Origin of the sequence: Streptomyces chartreusis NRRL 3882 (assembly GCF_900236475.1) — a bacterium.
Classification (GTDB): Bacteria; Actinomycetota; Actinomycetes; order Streptomycetales; family Streptomycetaceae; genus Streptomyces; species Streptomyces chartreusis_D.
On the sequence record NZ_LT963352.1, the window covers coordinates 4,897,620 to 4,913,929 of the forward strand.

19 protein-coding genes are annotated in these 16,310 nt (G+C 72.5%); 9 read left to right on the forward strand and 10 right to left on the reverse strand.

Annotated features, from left to right (window positions below):
- Window positions 1–32: 32 nt before the first annotated feature.
- The 3 genes from SCNRRL3882_RS22115 to SCNRRL3882_RS22125 form a co-directional block, all read right to left on the reverse strand.
- Window positions 33–1,214, reverse strand: coding sequence for a GDSL-type esterase/lipase family protein (locus SCNRRL3882_RS22115; RefSeq protein ID WP_010036168.1), 1,182 nt, complete (start codon window positions 1,212–1,214; stop codon window positions 33–35).
- A gap of 5 nt (window positions 1,215–1,219) precedes the next feature.
- Window positions 1,220–1,807, reverse strand: coding sequence for a TetR/AcrR family transcriptional regulator (locus SCNRRL3882_RS22120; RefSeq protein ID WP_010036165.1), 588 nt, complete (start codon window positions 1,805–1,807; stop codon window positions 1,220–1,222).
- Window positions 1,808–1,876: 69 nt separating this feature from the next.
- On the reverse strand, window positions 1,877–2,425 hold the full coding sequence (locus SCNRRL3882_RS22125; RefSeq protein WP_010036164.1) for a hypothetical protein: 549 nt from the start codon (window positions 2,423–2,425) through the stop codon (window positions 1,877–1,879).
- A 148-nt stretch (window positions 2,426–2,573) separates the two neighbouring features.
- On the opposite strand from SCNRRL3882_RS22125, the gene SCNRRL3882_RS22130 reads away from it, so the two are divergent.
- Window positions 2,574–3,227, forward strand: a complete 654-nt coding sequence (locus SCNRRL3882_RS22130; protein WP_010036161.1) for a class I SAM-dependent methyltransferase — start codon at window positions 2,574–2,576, stop codon at window positions 3,225–3,227.
- 20 nt (window positions 3,228–3,247) lie between these two features.
- Here the strand turns inward: SCNRRL3882_RS22130 and SCNRRL3882_RS22135 are convergent, their stop codons facing one another.
- Entirely contained in the window at window positions 3,248–3,976 is a 729-nt protein-coding gene (locus SCNRRL3882_RS22135) for a hypothetical protein (RefSeq protein WP_029180919.1), read from the reverse strand.
- Window positions 3,977–4,097: 121 nt separating this feature from the next.
- Between SCNRRL3882_RS22135 and SCNRRL3882_RS22140 the strand changes: the two genes are divergently transcribed.
- The 4 genes from SCNRRL3882_RS22140 (at window position 4,098) to SCNRRL3882_RS22155 (ending at window position 6,474) form a co-directional block, all read left to right on the forward strand.
- The gene (locus SCNRRL3882_RS22140) at window positions 4,098–4,466 is read left to right on the forward strand and encodes a VOC family protein (protein WP_029180918.1); all 369 of its coding nucleotides are present in this window, start codon (window positions 4,098–4,100) and stop codon (window positions 4,464–4,466) included.
- A gap of 125 nt (window positions 4,467–4,591) precedes the next feature.
- A complete protein-coding gene (locus SCNRRL3882_RS22145) occupies window positions 4,592–5,275 on the forward strand; it encodes a helix-turn-helix domain-containing protein (RefSeq protein WP_010036154.1) in 684 nt (227 codons plus the stop codon).
- An 89-nt stretch (window positions 5,276–5,364) separates the two neighbouring features.
- The gene (locus SCNRRL3882_RS22150) at window positions 5,365–6,024 is read left to right on the forward strand and encodes a hypothetical protein (RefSeq protein WP_010036151.1); all 660 of its coding nucleotides are present in this window, start codon (window positions 5,365–5,367) and stop codon (window positions 6,022–6,024) included.
- Between the two features lie 117 nt (window positions 6,025–6,141).
- Window positions 6,142–6,474 carry a DUF2516 family protein gene (locus SCNRRL3882_RS22155; RefSeq protein WP_078602772.1) on the forward strand — a complete coding sequence of 111 codons (333 nt, stop codon included), beginning with the start codon at window positions 6,142–6,144 and terminating at the stop codon, window positions 6,472–6,474.
- A gap of 100 nt (window positions 6,475–6,574) precedes the next feature.
- On the opposite strand, the gene SCNRRL3882_RS22160 is transcribed toward SCNRRL3882_RS22155, so the two are convergent.
- The 5 genes from SCNRRL3882_RS22160 to SCNRRL3882_RS22180 form a co-directional block, all read right to left on the reverse strand.
- Entirely contained in the window at window positions 6,575–7,924 is a 1,350-nt protein-coding gene (locus SCNRRL3882_RS22160) for a PP2C family protein-serine/threonine phosphatase (RefSeq protein ID WP_010036148.1), read from the reverse strand.
- Between the two features lie 261 nt (window positions 7,925–8,185).
- Complete coding sequence (locus SCNRRL3882_RS22165; protein WP_010036147.1) at window positions 8,186–9,274, reverse strand: C40 family peptidase; 1,089 nt, start codon at window positions 9,272–9,274, stop codon at window positions 8,186–8,188.
- 211 nt (window positions 9,275–9,485) lie between these two features.
- Window positions 9,486–10,304, reverse strand: a complete 819-nt coding sequence (locus SCNRRL3882_RS22170) for an SAM-dependent methyltransferase (RefSeq protein WP_086012478.1) — start codon at window positions 10,302–10,304, stop codon at window positions 9,486–9,488.
- 57 nt (window positions 10,305–10,361) lie between these two features.
- On the reverse strand, window positions 10,362–10,988 hold the full coding sequence (locus SCNRRL3882_RS22175) for a dihydrofolate reductase family protein (RefSeq protein WP_010036142.1): 627 nt from the start codon (window positions 10,986–10,988) through the stop codon (window positions 10,362–10,364).
- A gap of 143 nt (window positions 10,989–11,131) precedes the next feature.
- Window positions 11,132–11,932, reverse strand: coding sequence for a calcium-binding protein (locus tag SCNRRL3882_RS22180; RefSeq protein WP_010036140.1), 801 nt, complete (start codon window positions 11,930–11,932; stop codon window positions 11,132–11,134).
- Between the two features lie 405 nt (window positions 11,933–12,337).
- Between SCNRRL3882_RS22180 and mshA the strand changes: the two genes are divergently transcribed.
- Window positions 12,338–13,675: a D-inositol-3-phosphate glycosyltransferase gene (mshA, locus tag SCNRRL3882_RS22185; RefSeq protein ID WP_010036136.1), complete on the forward strand. Its 1,338-nt coding sequence runs from the start codon at window positions 12,338–12,340 to the stop codon at window positions 13,673–13,675.
- On the forward strand, window positions 13,668–14,177 hold the full coding sequence (locus SCNRRL3882_RS22190; RefSeq protein ID WP_010036134.1) for a YbjN domain-containing protein: 510 nt from the start codon (window positions 13,668–13,670) through the stop codon (window positions 14,175–14,177). Before mshA ends, SCNRRL3882_RS22190 begins: the two co-directional genes overlap by 8 nt.
- 16 nt (window positions 14,178–14,193) lie before the next feature.
- On the opposite strand, the gene SCNRRL3882_RS22195 is transcribed toward SCNRRL3882_RS22190, so the two are convergent.
- A complete protein-coding gene (locus SCNRRL3882_RS22195) occupies window positions 14,194–15,012 on the reverse strand; it encodes a helix-turn-helix domain-containing protein (RefSeq protein WP_010036133.1) in 819 nt (272 codons plus the stop codon).
- Window positions 15,013–15,061: 49 nt separating this feature from the next.
- On the opposite strand from SCNRRL3882_RS22195, the gene SCNRRL3882_RS22200 reads away from it, so the two are divergent.
- Window positions 15,062–15,505 (forward strand): DUF2000 domain-containing protein, encoded by a 444-nt coding sequence (locus tag SCNRRL3882_RS22200; RefSeq protein ID WP_010036131.1) that lies wholly within the window; start codon window positions 15,062–15,064, stop codon window positions 15,503–15,505.
- A gap of 70 nt (window positions 15,506–15,575) precedes the next feature.
- Window positions 15,576–16,298: a hypothetical protein gene (locus SCNRRL3882_RS22205; protein WP_102514845.1), complete on the forward strand. Its 723-nt coding sequence runs from the start codon at window positions 15,576–15,578 to the stop codon at window positions 16,296–16,298.
- Window positions 16,299–16,310 lie beyond the last annotated feature (12 nt).

Genomic DNA, 16,310 nt, shown 5'->3' on the forward strand with positions numbered 1-16,310 from the left:
GGCTGTGGACGCCCGCGCGGGAGGTCACGTGGTCATGAGGCCGGGGCGAAGGGGCCGTTCCCGGTGAAGGCCAGTTCGTGGAAGCGTTCGCCGATGTGGCGGTGGGTGGCGGCGTCCGGGTGGACCTCGTCGGGGAGGGGGAGTCCGGCCGCGTCGGACGCGCCGTAGAGGTCGAGGCCGTCGAGGTAGTGGATGTTCGGGTCGTCGGCGGCGCGCTGCCGGACGATGCGGGACAGTTCCTCGCGGATGACGCCGAGCGTCAGTTTCCCGGCGGGCACCTCCGCCGGGTCGCCCATCGCGGAGAACCGCAGCCGGCCCTCACCGAGCGCGCCGAGGTCGGGGGCCGTGGGCCCGGGCGTGGCCTCGTGGATGGCGCAGTGGATGGAGGAGACGACCAGCAGCGGGGCGTCGGGGTGCCCGTCGCGGATCGTGTCGAGGAAGCCGTGCACGGCCGGCCCGAACGCGCGCAGCCGCATCGCGTCCGCGTTGACGATGTTGATGCCGATCTTCACGCTGATCAGGTCGGCCGGGGTGTCCCGCATGGCGCGCGCGGTGAACGGGTCGAGCATCGCGCTGCCGCCCAGACCGAGGTTGACCAGTTCCACACCGCCGAGCGACGCGGCGATCGCGGGCCAGATGGCGGTGGGGCTCGCGGCGTCGGAGCCGTGGCTGATCGAACTGCCGTGGTGCAGCCACACCTTGCGGCCCCGGTCCGGCACGGGCTGCACGGGCGCGTCGGTGCGCAGGGCGACGAGCTCGGTGGTCTCGTTGTGCGGCAGCCAGATCTCGACGTCCTTCTCGCGCGCGGGCAGGCCGGTGAAGCGGACCGTACCGACCGGGCCCGCCGTGACCTCACCGTCCCAGGTGGCCATGTCGATCGTGAGGACGTTGCCGCCGGTCCCGGGGGCCTGGCCGGCCGGGCGGCCGTCGACGAGCAGGTCGTACAGGCCGTCCGGGCGGGGCGGGAAGCCGGCGTAGTCGCGCTTGGTGCGCAGCGTGTCCAGTTCGACGGCGGTCGCGGCGGTACGGAACGCCAGCCGTACGCCCGAGGGCTGGGCCTCGGCCATGGCCAGCTGGGCGTTGGTGTTCTGGGCGCGGGCCCGGGCGGGCAGCCGGTGCGGGAGCAGCCCGTGCTCGGTGCGCTCCACGTCGAGGGCGCCGCGCAGCAGGTCCGCCGTGAGGGGGGTGGTGATCCAGTCGTGCTCGGTGTGCATGGGTGTCAGCCTCGGGAGTCGGTGGGGGGTTCGGGCCAGTTGCGCAGCAGCGTGTCGAGGGCGTCGAGGATCCGGGCCCAGGTGACGTCGGTGTCGGGGGCGCTGTGGCTGAACCCGCCGCCCATCTCCAGGCTGACGTACCCGTGGAAGACGCTGCCCAGCAGCCGGACCGCGTGGGTCTGGTCCGGTTCCGTCAGGTCGTAGCCGCGCAGCAGCGCCCGGGTCATCTGCGCGTGCCGGACGCCGGCGCTCGCCGCCGCCGTCTGCGGGTCGAGTCGCAGTTGGGCGGCGGCGTAACGGCCGGGGTGCTCCCGGGCGTAGTCGCGGTAGACGTTCGCGAGGGCGGCCAGGGCTTCCTTGCCGGCCCGTCCCGCCAGGGCGTCGGCGGCCCGGTCGGCGAGTTCCGTGAGCGCGAGCAGGGCGATCCGGGTCCTGAGGTCCTGGGAGTTCTTCACGTGCGAGTACAGGCTCGCGACCTTGACGTCGAACCGGCGGGCGAGGGCCGAGACGGTCACCTGCTCGAAGCCGACCTCGTCGGCCAGCTCGGCACCTGCCCGGGTCAGGCGTTCCGGTGTCAGTCCTGCGCGTGCCATACGGCCACTCCCTTCTGCCAGAAAGAAGTGTGCATCTGCCTAAAAGCATTAGGCAAATCGGTTGCCGACTTAGGCGTCCTGGAGGGCACGCCGGGCGGGTGCCCGCAGCCTCCTGCCCCGCCTGGTCAGGCCCCAGGGCTTCAGCACGGAGATCACCGTCATGAAGACGTAGGCGGACAGCGAGACGACCGGCCCGAACAGGACGTCACCGGCATCGGGCAGGGGCCCGCCCGCGGCGACGGCGGTGACCGCGGAGTTCACCCCGGGGCGCAGGGCGAACACCGTGGCGGTGGTCGTGGCGAGGGTCAGCCAGAACTTCGTGCAGACCCATCGGTACCGGGCGAGTCCCCACGGCGTGCCCAGGGACAGCACCAGGCCGCTGAGCAGCGTGAGGAACGCGACGGGGAGCAGGAGCCGGTCGGCGAAGAGCTTCATGGCCCGGACGGACGCCTCCACGGTCACGGCGGACCCGGTGGTGGCCGCGGTGGCGCCGAGCGCGAGCAGCCCGAGCGTGAGCCCGAGCCAGCTCGCGGAGGCGATGACGTGGACGACGAGGACGGCCCGGCGCGCCGGGCGGCCGAGTTTCGGAATCGGGTGCGGCTTCTGCTTCGGCTTCACGCTGCCACCGTGCCGGGCGGGAGGTGGCGGAAGCGTCTCACGGCGGGAGTAAAGCGGCGTACTGGCGTCGGAGTACGGGCGGGGTGCCGGCAGTACTCGCCCGGCGTGACGGCCCGGCCCTGTCAGCACGGTCGTCTACCTTCACGGCATGACCGAGCCCTCCCACCTCGCCGCCGTCCGAGAGTCCTACGACACCGTCGCCGCCGACTACGCCCGACTCGTCAAGCAGCCGGCCGAGCTGGACCCGGTGTCGCGCGCGATGCTGGCCGCCTTCGCCGAGCTGGTACGGCCGCCGCACCCCGGGCCGGTGGCCGACCTGGGCTGCGGCCCGGGCAAGGTGACGGCACATCTGGCCGCCCTGGGAGTCTTGGTGTTCGGCGTGGACGTGTCGCCGGAGATGGTCCGACTGGCCCGGGCGGCGTACCCGGATCTCCGCTTCACCGTCGGCTCGATGACCGCGCTGGAGACCGGCAGCGGCGAACTCGGCGGCATCCTGGCGTACTTCTCCACCCACCACACCCCGCCGCAGTGGCTGCCGACCGTGTTCGCCGAGTTCCACCGCACCCTCGCGCCCGGCGGGCGGCTGATGCTGGCCGGCCCGGTGGGCAGCGGCGAGCACCTGCGCCCGTCGCACGCCTACGGCGACCACCCGGTGTCCTACGAGTCGTACCTGCTGCCGCCGGACCGCATCGCCGAACTGCTCCACCGGGCCGGGCTGGTCGTCACGACGCGGGTGGTGCAGGAGCCGGAGGAGGGGATCAAGCGGCGGACCGGCACGTTTCTGGCGTACAAGCCGCACTAACGGGAGACGGGGCCCCGCCGCTACCCGCCGTGCAGCCACACCCGCAGCGGACCGACCGGCTCGAAGCCGTACCGGACGGCGGTCTCCAGGTCGTCGCCGCTCTCGTAACCGACCACGGGCAGGCCGGGGAAGAGCCGGTCGAGCGCGTGCAGCACGACCGGCCAGGCCGCGTCTGGCCCGCCGTCCCGCCCGAAGACGTTGGAGACGCCGACGACGTGCGCGCTGCGGCAGGCCACCGCTCCGGCCACGACTCGCCCGTCACCGGACCGTCCCGCGATCACGGAGGTCTCCGGGTCGGCGAGCAGCCCGTCCGGGAAGAGGCCCGCGTGCCCGGCGCCGCCGTCCCAGGCCAGCGCCCAGGCGCGCAGTGTGCCGGGATCGCCCACCACGTCCCACGCGAGATCCGTCGGCCCGGGAGCGCGGGCGGGCGCGGCCGTACCGGCCGGACGGTGGATCCACTGGGCCTCGAAGAGCACCAGGAAACCGGCCCCCGTCAGATCGAGGTCGGCGAAGCTGTCCTTGACCGCGGCGCCGGGCGAGCCCATGTCGACGCGTGCCACGAGCGCGTCCGGGTCGGCGCCCGGCTCCAGCGTCACCGCGTCGGGGTAGTGGACCGGTGCCCGCCCCGCGGCGGCCCACGCCTCGCCCCCGAACTCACCCGCCACCCCGTGCGCCCGGCACATCGCCGCACACCACTCGGCGTTGTTACGGGCGGCGGCCCGGACCGGCAACTGCCGTGAAGTCGTCACGAGCGCAGATCATGGCCGCGCGGGGCCCGGCTCGTCGAACCGTTTTCGAGGTCCGGTCACTTTCCGGCCGCTTCTAGGGTGATCGCGAGAGGGTCCACCCGATGACCGGCCTGGAGGCGGCATGTCCGTACGGATGACGTTGAGCGCGATAACCCTGGACTGTCCTGATCCGCTCGCCCTGGCGGCGTTCTACCAGGCCGCCACCGGCCTCGAACCGCACCCGAGGTCGAACGCCGACTTCGCCTCTCTGGGCGGTGGGGACGGACTCTCCCTCGGCTTTCAGCGGGTCGACGGCTACCGGGCCCCCGGCTGGCCCGGCCAGGACGTGCCCCAGCAACTGCACTGCTGCTTCAGGGTCGCGGACCTGGAGGAGGCCGAGGCCCGGCTGCTGGAGCTGGGGGCGGGCAGGCCGGAGCGGCAGCCGAACGAGAGCAGGTGGCGCGTGCTCACGGATCCGGCGGGGCACCCCTTCTGCATCGTCGGAGGCTGACGTGCCCGCCTTGTGGGCCAGAGCGGGGCGTCGAACACCTGCGGATCCGGGCTCCTCAGGGTGGCGTGGCGCACTTTTGCAAGCGGGTGCTTGCAATAGTTAGCGGGGTGCGGCACTGTGGAGCCATGGCATCGCTCAACGTCGGCAATCTCGGTGACTACCTGCGCGAACAGCGGCGCAACGCGCAGCTGTCGCTGCGGCAGCTCGCCGACGCCGCCGGGGTGTCCAATCCGTATCTGAGCCAGATCGAGCGCGGGCTGCGCAAGCCGAGCGCGGAGGTGTTGCAGCAGGTCGCCAAGGCCCTGCGGATCTCCGCCGAGACGCTGTACGTCCGGGCCGGCATCCTCGACGCCGAGCGGGACCTGGACGAGGTCGAGACGCGTGCCGTCCTCCTCGCGGACCCGACGCTGAACGAGCGGCAGAAGCAGGTGCTGTTGCAGATCTACGAGTCCTTCCGCAAGGAGAACGGGTTCGGGACCGGCGACGGCTCCGCGGTCGTCGACCTCGTGGTCGCCGAGGACGAGGTGGACGGAGACGGGGACGCCCCGGACGGCGGCACCGGGATACGACCGACCCGCACGGCCGACGGCGGCCGGCCCGCCGTTCGCCGTCCCCGCGACAGCGACGGCAGCGACGGCGGTACGTCCGCGTCACCGTCGGCGACCCGCCGCACCCGCAAGGACGACGGCGGTACGTCACCGTCGCCCGCCCGCCGTACTCGCAAGAACACCGGCGGTACGTCCGCCGCCCGCCGGGCCCGCAAGACCACCGGCGGCAGTGACACCGACCCGCAGCAGACGGCCGGCTGAGCCGGACCAGGGCACCGGCCGTACCGCTGCGGATCACACGACCCTCAGCCGAACCCTCAAGCGAAACAGAATCCGGGAGGACCATCACCATGGCCATCACCGACGACCTGCGCAAGACCCTCAGCGACCCGACGCCGCTCTACTTCGCCGCAGGCACCGCCGACCTCGCCCTTCAGCAGGCCAAGAAGGTGCCGGCCCTGGTGGAGCAGCTGCGCTCCGAGGCCCCCGCGCGGTTCGACGCCGTACGCAACACCGACACCAAGGCCGTCCAGGAGAAGGCCTCCGCCCGGGCCAAGGAGGCCTCCGCCCGCGTCAAGGAGACGCAGCAGATCCTCCAGAACAAGGTCACGGAGTTCATCGGCTCCATCGACGTCGACATCAAGAAGCTCGGCAGCACGATCGACGCGGACCTGAAGAAGGTCGGCGAGACCGCCCAGGACTTCGCGCTGCGCGGCGTCGGCGTGGCCGCCGAGTACGCCGTCAAGGCGCGGGAGACCTACGAGAAGGTCGCCGAGCACGGCGAGCAGGCCGTGCGCACCTGGCGCGGCGAGGCCGCCGAGGGCATCGAGGACGTCGCCGAGGGCGTCGAGGAGCTGGCCGTGGCCGTCGAGCCGAAGGCCGAGCCGGTCAAGGTCAAGGAGGAGCCGGCGAAGCCCGCCGCCACGGCCGCCCCGGCGCAGAAGGCTCCCGCCAAGAAGGCCCCGGCGCGCAAGACCACCGCCAAGAAGACCACCCCGCCGGCCAAGTAGGACGGCGGAGGGCGCAGAGCGACCACACGGGCCGGGCACCCTGGGGGTGTCCGGCCCGTTGTACGGGTACGGTGACCGCGTAGGGACGAGCCGAGTCAGGTGGTGGACGTAGTGCTGATGCAGGGCTTCGCAGGGTTCATGTGGCTTCTGAGCATTGCCCTGATCATTTTCAGCGGCTTCGCGTTGTTCGACGCCGCCGTGCGGCGGGAGGACGCCTACCGAGCGGCCGACAAGAAGACCAAGCCGTTCTGGCTGATCATCCTCGGGCTGGCCTTCGTGGTGAACCTGCTCTTCCCGATCCTGTCGTTCCTCCCGATCATCGGCCTCATCGCGACGATCGTGTACATGGTCGACGTGCGCCCCGCCATCCGCGCGCTCCCCGGCGGCGGCCGCAGCCGGCGCGGCTCCAGCAGCGACGGTCCGTACGGCCCCTGGAACGGCGGCCGGTAAGACCCCGGCAGCACCGGAGCCCGGGGCCCGGGGGTACGGCAGCTGTACCCGGTCCCGGGTCCGGGGCTTCGGCACCTGTCACCCGGCCCCGGAGCCGGGGCTACGGCACCCGGTCCAGCAGCAGTACCGCCACGTCGTCCGTCAGCTCGCCACCGTTGAGGGCGCGCACCTCGTTCACCGCCGCCCGCAGCAGCTCCTCGCCCCGCAGCCCCTCGGCGAACTGGCGGCGCACCATCTCCGTCATGCCCTCCTGGCCGAGCCGCTCCCGGCCCTCGCCGACGCGGCCCTCGATCAGGCCGTCGGTGTAGAGCATCAGGCTCCACTCGGCGCCCAGCTCCACCTGCATCCGCGGCCAGCGGGCACCCGGCAGCAGCCCGAGGGCCGGCCCGTTGTTGTCGTACGGCAGCAGGCGGGCCGGCTTGCCCGGGCGGGCCAGCAGCGGCGACGGGTGGCCCGCCAGGCACAGGCCGGCGCGGCGGCCGTCCGGGGCGATGTCCACCGTGCACAGGGTCGCGAAGATCTCGTCGTCGGCCCGCTCGTGCTCCAGCACCTGCTGGAGCGTGCCCAGCAGCTGGTCGCCGCACAGGCCCGCCAGCGTCAGCGCGCGCCACGCGATCCGCAGCTCCACGCCCAGGGCGGCCTCGTCCGGGCCGTGACCGCAGACGTCACCGATCATGGCGTGCACGGTGCCGTCCGGCGTGCGCACGACGTCGTAGAAGTCGCCGCCGAGCAGGGCGCGCGAGCGACCCGGGCGGTAGCGGGCGGCGAACCGGAGCGGGGAGCCGTCCAGCAGCGGGGTCGGCAGCAGACCGCGCTCCAGGCGGCGGTTCTCCTGGGCGCGCAGCCGGCCCTCGGCGAGCCGGCGCTCGGCCGACTCGGAGCGCTTGCGCTCCACCGCGTAGCGGATCGCCCGGCTCAGCAGCCGGCCGTCCAGCTCGTCGCGGAAGAGATAGTCCTGGGCGCCCACGCGCACCGCCTCCGCGCCGCGCTCGGCGTCACCCGAGGCGGTCAGCGCCAGGACGGCATGCCGGGGTGCGAGCTCCAGCACGTGCTTGAGCACGGCGAGCTCGTCGTCGGCGTCGCTGCGGCCCGGCGCCGGCAGCGCGAGGTCCAGCAGGATGCAGTGGACGTCGTCGGTCAGCAGCCGCCCGGCCTCCGTGAGGTTGCGGGCCGTGCGGACGCGGATCGGCTTGCCCGCCTGGTCGAGCATGTCGGGCACGATCGGCGAACCGGCCGGATCGTCCTCGATCAGCAGCAGGGTCAGGTTGGTGTGGGCGGTGTTGTTCTCCACCTTGTCCGTGATGTTCCCGGCGGTGTCCGGCGTGCGCGGGGCCGCTGCCGAGGCGTCCGTGACGGACTGCTCGGCGGGGCCGTCGCACCGGGACTCGGCCTGCGCCTGACCACTCTCCACGGCCGGGATCGCTCTCTGCCGCGGTATGGGTACGGGCATCGTCTTGGGTTCCTTCCCTCCCCCCGAGGGCATGGCGGGGGCGAGGGACCTCGACCCACCGACCGGGACCATAGCGGGTGTCGGCGCCGCATTGGAATGGTGTGAGCCACGCCGCTGCGCCATCGGCCAGTGTCATATGCCGCGAAATGCCCCCCAGTTGGACACCGCCGGGATGCTGTGGGGATGACGAACGTCACGTCAGCGTGCGGTTTGGAGCCGGATTCGGGGTGGGCTGGGTCACGTCGTCCAGGTCACCGCCGCTCAGTCGGTGCCGGCGTCGGCGTCCGGTCGTACCACCCCGAGGATGGGCATCGATCCGGCCCCCGCGAGGGTCACCGTCCGCCCGGGCCGCGGCGCGTGCACGATCACCCCGTCGCCGACGTACATCGCGACATGGCTGGCGTCGTCGAAGTAGATGATGAGGTCGCCGGGCCGCATGTCCTGGATGTCGATGTGCCGCAGCTGCTTCCACTGCTCCTGCGAGGTGCGCGGAATGCCGCGGCCGGCGGAAATCCAGGCCTGTGAGGTCAGTCCGGAGCAGTCGTAGGTCTTCGGGCCCTCGGCGCCCCACTGGTAGGGCTTGCCGATCTGGGCCGTGGCGTACGCGACGGCCTTCTTGCCCTGCTCGGAGGCCTTGCCCTTGATCTCGTCGAGGATGCCGGAGTCGAGCCAGGCGGTCTGCGCCTTGCCGGCGGCCTCCTTCTCCAGCTCGGCGAGGCGCTCCTGCTCCTCCTTCCGGAGCTCGGATTCGAGCTTCTCCGCCTCCGCGATCTGCTTCTCGATCTCCTTCTGCGCGGCGGCCTTGGCCTTGCGGCCCGCCTCCAGTTTCTTCCACTGCGCGGAGGCGTCCCGCGCGTACTGCTCCAAGTCCTCCTGGGTGCGGGTCAGTTCCCTGATCAGGCCCTTGGCCGCGTGCTGGCCCTGGCGCACCCGCCCCGCCCCGTCGAGGAACTCCTGCGGATCGTCGCTCAGCATCAGATGGGCCTCGGGCGGCAGTCCGCCACCGCGGTACTGGGCGGCGGCCGCGGCGCCCGCGCGGTCCTTCAGCTTCGCCAGCCTCTCCTGGCCCTTGACGATCTTCTTGGCCAGCTTGACGATCTCGGCGGACTGCTTGTCCGCCTTCTCCTCGGCGGCGTTGTACTCGTCGGTGGCGCGGGCCGCGGCGCGGTAGAGCTTGTCGAGTTTCTTGCGTACGGCCTCGAGGTCCTTGTCGGGCGCGAGGGCCGGGCCCGCGCTCGGGGTGGGTGCGGGACCGGGGCTCGCGAACGCCGTGCCCGGTGCCGCCAGCACCGTGAGCGCGCAGACCACCGTCACGGCCGTCGCGATCAGGCCACGCTTGCCCGTTCCCATACCTCATCCCCCAAAGTGATTAACCGTCAGTAACGTCCGGTTCGCCTGGGGATGCTGCCACGTCGGCGCGCGAAGCGACAGGGGTAGTACTTCCCTCGGCCCCCTCCCCGACATGCCCCCGGCATGACGATTTCCCCGCCTGTGTGACGAACGACTCAAAGAGATCGTTCCCGGCGGGCCCGGGGCCGGGCCCGGACCGGGCGAGGGGGTTTCAGCCCCGCGGCGCCAACGCCTCCCACCGCACCGTCACTTCGCCCTGCCGCCACCGCACCGGCCCGTCCGTCACCGGCCAGTCGGTGGTCAGGTCCCGTACCGCCCGTATCCAGCGCTGGCGGGCGCCGTAGGACGCGTAGGGCGCGGCGGCGGCCCAGGCGCGGTCGAAGTCGCGCAGGAAGGCGTGCACCGGCTCGCCCGGGACGTTGCGGTGGATGAGCGCCTTCGGCAGGCGCTCCGCCAGGTCCGAGGGGCGTTCCAGGGAGCCGAGCCGGGTCGCGAAGGTGACCGTGCGCGGTCCCTCCGGGCCGAGCGCCACCCAGACGTGCCGGCGCCCGATCTCGTCGCAGGTCCCCTCGACCAGCAGCCCGCCGCGCGCCCCGGTCGCCGGATCGGCCGGCGCGAGCCGCCCGCACAGCCGGTGCCAGACGGCCTCGACCTCGCCCTCCGCGTACTGCCGCAGCACGTTCGCCGCGCGGACCAGCAGGGGCCGCTGCGGGATCGGGATCTCGAAACCGCCGTGCCGGAAGACGAGCCCCGTCCGCTCGTACGGCAGCGCCGCCGCGACCCGGGCCGGCTCGATCTCGACGCCCACCACGCGCGCGCGTGGCGCGACCGTACGGAGGCGGTGCAGCAGTTCGACGGCCGTCCAGGGAGCGGCGCCGTACCCGAGGTCGACGGCTACGGGATCGGCGGCACGGCGCAGCTCGGCGCCGTGCGTGGCCGCGATCCAGCGGTCCATGCGGCGCAGGCGGTTGGGGTTGGTCGTCCCGCGTGTCACCGTTCCCAGCGGGCGGGGAGCTGCGCGGGATGTCATGCGTACGAGGTTAAGCGGCCCCCAGAGGTTGAACGGCCCCCCGGGCTGAAGGGCCTCCTAGGCCCCGGCCCCGCCGCTCCCACCTCCGTACGTCCCGAACTCCGGAACCCCCGCCGACTCGAACACATGCACCGACAGGCCGCCCGGCGTCGTCCGGTGGTCGGCCAGCCGCAGCCCGGCCGGTGTGCCGCCGTCCGGGAAGAGGCGGCGGCCCTGGCCGACCACGACCGGGGCGATCACGAGCCGCAGCGTGTCGATCAGCCCGGCGGCCAGCAGGGACTGGGCGAGCCGGGCGCTGCCGTGGATCTGGAGCTCCCGGCCGGGCTGCCGCTTCAGCTCCGCCACCTGGGCGGGGACGTCACCGGACAGGATCGTGGTCGGGTTCCACTCGGCCGTGGTCAGGCTCCGGGAGGCGACGTACTTGGGCAGGCCGTTCATGATCCCGGCGAGGGGATGGTCGGTCATCGCGGGCCAGTCCCGGGCGAAGTTCTGGTACGTACGCCGCCCGAACAGCAACGCGTCCGCCTCGCCGAGCCAGCTGCCGGCCAGCCGCTCGAACTCCTCGTCCAGGTGCGGCACGAACCAGCCGCCCCGCTCGAAGCCGTCGCTGGTGTCCTCGTCCGGGGCGCCCGGCCCCTGCGAGACACCGTCGAGCGACAGGAACTCCTGCACCACCAGCTGCATCGCGCACCACTCACCTCTCGCTCGTCGTCACCACTCCTTCCGGCGCCGTGGGACGCGGAAACTCATCGGTCGGCCGTCCGGGGAACCCGCGCGGTTCCCCGGACGGTGAGAAGCGTCAGTCCTGGCGGACGATGCTGTCGCCGTCAGTCCTGGCGGACGATGTTCCTGCCCGGGCCCCCGGAGAGCGTGTCCGCACCGGGCCCGCCGTACAGCTCGTCGTCGCCGCTGTTTCCCCAGATCCGGTCGGCGCCGCTGTGCCCGTACAGGATGTCGTTGCCCCTGCCGCCGTGGATCTCGTCGTCGCCGGCCCCGCCGTAGACCGTGTCGTCACCGTCGTCGGCTCGCATGATCTGGTCGCCCGCGCCGCCGTGGAGGACGTCGTCGCCCGCGCCGCCGTCCACGATCTCGCCGTCGATGCCGGCGTAGAGGGTGTCGTCGCCGTCACCGCCGCCGGCGTATCCCAGCGCGCCCGCCCTGATGACGTCGTCGCCCGCCCCGCCCCGGACGGAACTGCCGTCCACTCGGTCGCCGGTGGCGCCGGTCCACTTGTCGTTGCCGTCGCCCAGCTCGATCGTGTTGGAGTAGAAGACCTGGTCGGTGGCGTTGTCGAAGGAGGCGGTGTCGGCGCCGTCGGCGAGGTCCATCTCCATGGAGTTGAGCGGGGACTGGCTCTCGGGGGCCTCCACCGTGCAGGAGATCCTGGTGTCGTCCGCGCTGTCGGGGTGGCTGCAACCGTTCCCGGCGCTGATCGGGACGACGTCGTCGATCACATAGGTGAAGTGTGCGCGGTCGCTGGTGAACGACTGGGTGACGGCCACCCGGTTGGCCTGCCCGGGGGCGGCCGTATAGGTGAGCTGCCAGCCGTACTCGTTCACCGCGGCGGTGGCCGTCGGTTCCGCGGCACCGGCCGTGCCGGCCAGGGCGATCGGAACGGCCAGACCCATGCCGAGAACGGGCGCCAGAACCGATGAGGCGCGTAACAGTCGGCGGCTGACGAGGCGAGAGGGCATTGCATAACCTCCGTGGGGCAGTTGTCGGTCCTTGCGCAGGTGATGACCGATGGGGGAGGCGCCCGGTTGTCCGCGGTGCCGGTACGTCAGCCCTTTCGCGGCCTTTTCATGGTGGGGACAGCTCCAGTGATCTGCGATTTTCGATCCAGTTCACCTGCCTGTCACGCTCCCGGGGGCGGGCGCAGGGGGAGCCCTCCGCACTCGAACGGTTGAGCGGGAGTCGGTAATGATTCGGTAAAAGTCGCGAATCCGGAAATGGAGCCCAACCTTCCGGTGTTGCAGCCCCTGGAGGGCACGTGCGCCCTGCCCAGGCATGCCCGTAGCGAGGAGGAACGCCACGTGAGCCAGTACATCGGCAGGCTCGGGCGGCGCTCCGCGTCCACGCCCACGCGCCTCCGGCTGCACCGCAGGCCCCGCCGGGTGGCCATGCTCTCCGTGCACACCTCCCCGCTCCACCAGCCGGGCACCGGCGACGCCGGCGGCATGAACGTCTACATCGTGGAGCTCGCGCAGCGCCTCGCCGCGATCAACATCGAGGTCGAGATCTTCACGCGCGCGACCTCGGCCGCCCTCCCGCCGACCGTCGAGCTCGCCCCCGGCGTCCTCGTCCGGCACGTCGACGCCGGGCCCTACGAGGGCCTCAACAAGGAGGACCTCCCCGCCCAGCTGTGCGCCTTCACGCACGGCGTGATGCAGGCCTGGGCCGGCCACCGCCCCGGCCACTACGACCTGGTCCACTCCCACTACTGGCTCTCCGGCCACGTCGGCTGGCTCGCCGCCCAGCGCTGGGGCGCCCCCCTCGTGCACGCCATGCACACCATGGCCAAGGTCAAGAACGCCAACCTGGCCGACGGCGACACCCCCGAACCGGCCGCCCGCGTCATCGGCGAGACCCAGATCGTCGCCGCCGCCGACCGCCTCATCGCCAACACCACAGAAGAGGCCGACGAACTGGTACGGCACTATGCGGCCGACACCGACAAGGTCGCCGTCGTCCACCCGGGCGTGAACCTCAGCCGCTTCTCGCCCGGCGACGGCCGCGCCGCCGCCCGGGCCCGTCTCGGCCTGCCGGGGGACGCGCTGATCCCGCTCTTCGCGGGCCGCATCCAGCCCCTGAAGGCCCCCGACGTGCTGCTGCGAGCCGTCGCCGTCCTCCTCGACGAGCGCCCCGAGCTGCGCTCGCGCATGCTCGTCCCCGTCGTCGGCGGTCCCAGCGGCAGCGGCCTCGCCAAGCCCGAGGGCCTCCAGAAGCTGGCCGCACGCCTCGGCATCGCGGACGTCGTACGGTTCCACCCGCCGGTCGGCCAGGAGCAGCTGGCGGACTGGTTCCGCGCGGCTTCCGTCCTGGTCATGCCCTCCTACAGCGAGTCGTTCGGCCTGGTCGCCATAGAGGCGCAGGCGGCGGGCACCCCGGTGCTGGCGGCATCCGTCGGCGGTCTGCCGGTCGCCGTGCGCGACGGACACACCGGCTTCCTCGTCCGCGGGCACGATCCCGCCGACTACGCGCGTGTGCTGCGCGACTTCGCCGACGATCCGGAGCTGTCGCCCCGGCTCGGCGGGCAGGCCGCCCGCCACGCGCAGTCCTTCGGCTGGGACACCGCGGCCGCCGCCACGGCGGACGTCTACACGGCCGCGATGCAGGCACACCGCCGTCGCGTACGCTCGCCGCATGGGTGAAACCGATCTGGAACAGCGAGCGGCACAGGTCGTCGAGGGAGTGCTGAAGGACGCCGGCCTGGAGTGGGAGAGCCCCCAGCCCGGCACCTACGTGGCGCAGCTCCCCGGCACCCGCAAACTCAAGACGACGGTCTCCCTGATCGTCGGCCGCCACTCACTCTCGCTCAACGCCTTCGTCATCCGCCACCCCGACGAGAACGAGCAGGGCGTCCACCGCTGGCTCCTGGAACGCAACCTCAAGCTCTACGGCGTGAGTTACGCCGTCGACCAGCACGGCGACGTCTACGTCACCGGCCGGCTCTCCCTGTCCGCCGTCACCGCCGACGAGATCGACCGCCTGCTCGGCCAGGTCCTTCAGGCCTCCGACGGCAGCTTCAACACCCTCCTGGAACTGGGCTTCGCCTCGGCGATCCGCAAGGAGTACGAGTGGCGGGTGTCGCGCGGGGAGTCGACGCGCAACCTGGACGCGTTCGCCCACCTCACGCAACGCCCCGACCGCTAGGGCCTGACTGCCAGGCTCACGCGACGCCCCGACTGCCAGGCCGTCCCGCCCGGTAACGCCCGGGCGGCACACCCACCAGCTTCCGGAAGTGCCGGGTGAGGTGCGACTGGTCGTAGAACCCGGTCTCGGCCGCCACCTCTCCCGGTGAGCGCCCTTCGAGCAGCAGCCGCCGGGCGCGGCCCACGCGCAGCGACGTGAGGTACTGGTGCGGGGCGATGCCGTAAGCGGCGCTGAACGCCCGTACGAGATGGGCGGGATGGGCTCCCACCAGCCCGGCGGCCTCCCGGAGCCCGACGCCCTCCACGACCCGCTCGTCCAGCAATTCCCGCAGCCGCCGCGCGAGAACGGGATCGGCGGGCCGAGGCGATACGGGGTCCCCCCGGAGGTGCCCGCGCAACCGCGCCCCGACGAACATCAGCCTGCTCTCGGCCTCCAGCTCCTCACCCGGCCGCACCAGCGCGCCGTGCAACTGCCCGACGCGCCGCCGCAGCAGCGGATCGCGCAGGTCCGGCCGGTCGACGGCGGCCCCGATGAGTTCGTCCCCGAGATACGTCCGGTCGAGATACAGCACCCGCTTGCGGAAGCCCTCCGGGGTGACGGGGGAGCCGTTGTGCGGCACGTGGGGCGGCAGCAGCGACACGGTGTCGTGCGGGGTGCCGTGCTCGTGCCGGTCGAGGTCGTACCGGACGGCGCCGGTGTCGACGATCAGCAGCGTCCAGGCGTCGTGGACGTGCATCGGGTACGCGTACTCCGTGAAGCGGGCGTGGAAGACCTCGACGACGCCCGGGACGGCGGGCCGCCAGGCGGAGACGATCCGGGCGGACTGGGAGGCCATGCAAAGAACGTACAAGACCCCGGCGAGGAGCGCCGGGCACGCTCGCATCATGAACACGCAACCCGAACCGGCTCCGGAGCCGATCCGCTTCGACACGAAGATCGCCGTACTGCTGCGCGCCGACCTGGAGCCCTGGCAGCGGCTCAACGTGACGTCATTCCTGGTCAGCGGCCTGGGTACGCAGATCCCCGAGGTGATCGGCGAGCCGTACGAGGACGCGGACGGCGTGCCCTACCTGCCGATGTTCCGCCAGCCGGTCCTGGTCTTCGAGGCCACGAAGGAAGCCCTGACCACGGCCCACACCCGCGCCCTGTCCCGCTCCCTGCCCCGCGCGATCTTCACCTCGGACCTGTTCTCCACGGGCAACGACCGCGACAACCGCGCGGCCGTACGGTCGGTGCCGACGGCGGACCTGGATCTGGTCGGCCTCGCGGTCCACGGCCCGAAGAACGCGGTGGACAAGGTGGTGAAGGGAGCGCGCATGCACCCCTGAGACCAAAGTCGTCAGGGACGTAGACCAACGGCTGATGACGGCACGCACGGCACTTCCCGAGACTCGTCCCATGGAGGAAGCCAGGAAGGTGCACATGGGGAAGCGGCCTGTTCCGCCGCCGGAGGAGTCCACGGAACTCGCGGAGTCGGCATGGGGCATCGTGCTCTTCTGCGTCGGCTGCGGTGCCGCCGCCGGCGCGCTGCTCCCCCTCCTCGCCCGCTTGCTGCTGAAGCTGCCGTGGGCACCGCTTGAGGGCCCCGCCGAACTGCTGACCTCGATCCCGGAACCCGCCCTCACCCTCGGCACGGTCGCGGTGGGCACGCTCGGCGGCCTGCTGCTGGGCCTCGCCGCCGCGCACGATGCGCTGTCGGTCCGCGTCTCCGGCACGCACCTGGCCCTGACCATCAGGGACGCCACGCAGGAGTTCACCCGCAAGGAGATCGGGGTGCTGTTCAGGGACGGCAAGGAACTCGTGGCGGTGGCCCCGGACGGCATGGAACTGGCCCGCGAGCACTGCGGCCTGCCCTGGCCACGCCTGGCCGACACCCTCACCGAGCACGGCTACCGCTGGGCTGAGGAGGACCCGTACCGCGCCCAGTTCCGCCGCTGGGTCCCCGGCACCCCCGGGCTTCCCGAGGGCGCGGACGCCCTCCTCAGGGCACGCGCCGAGGCCCGCAAGAGCGACGACGACGCCGAGGACGCCCGGGAGCTGCGCCGCGAGCTGCTGCGGCTGGGCGTGGTCGTACGGGACGAGGAGAAGCGGCAGTACTGGCGTCCCGCCCGGCAGGACTGAGCAGCCGTACCG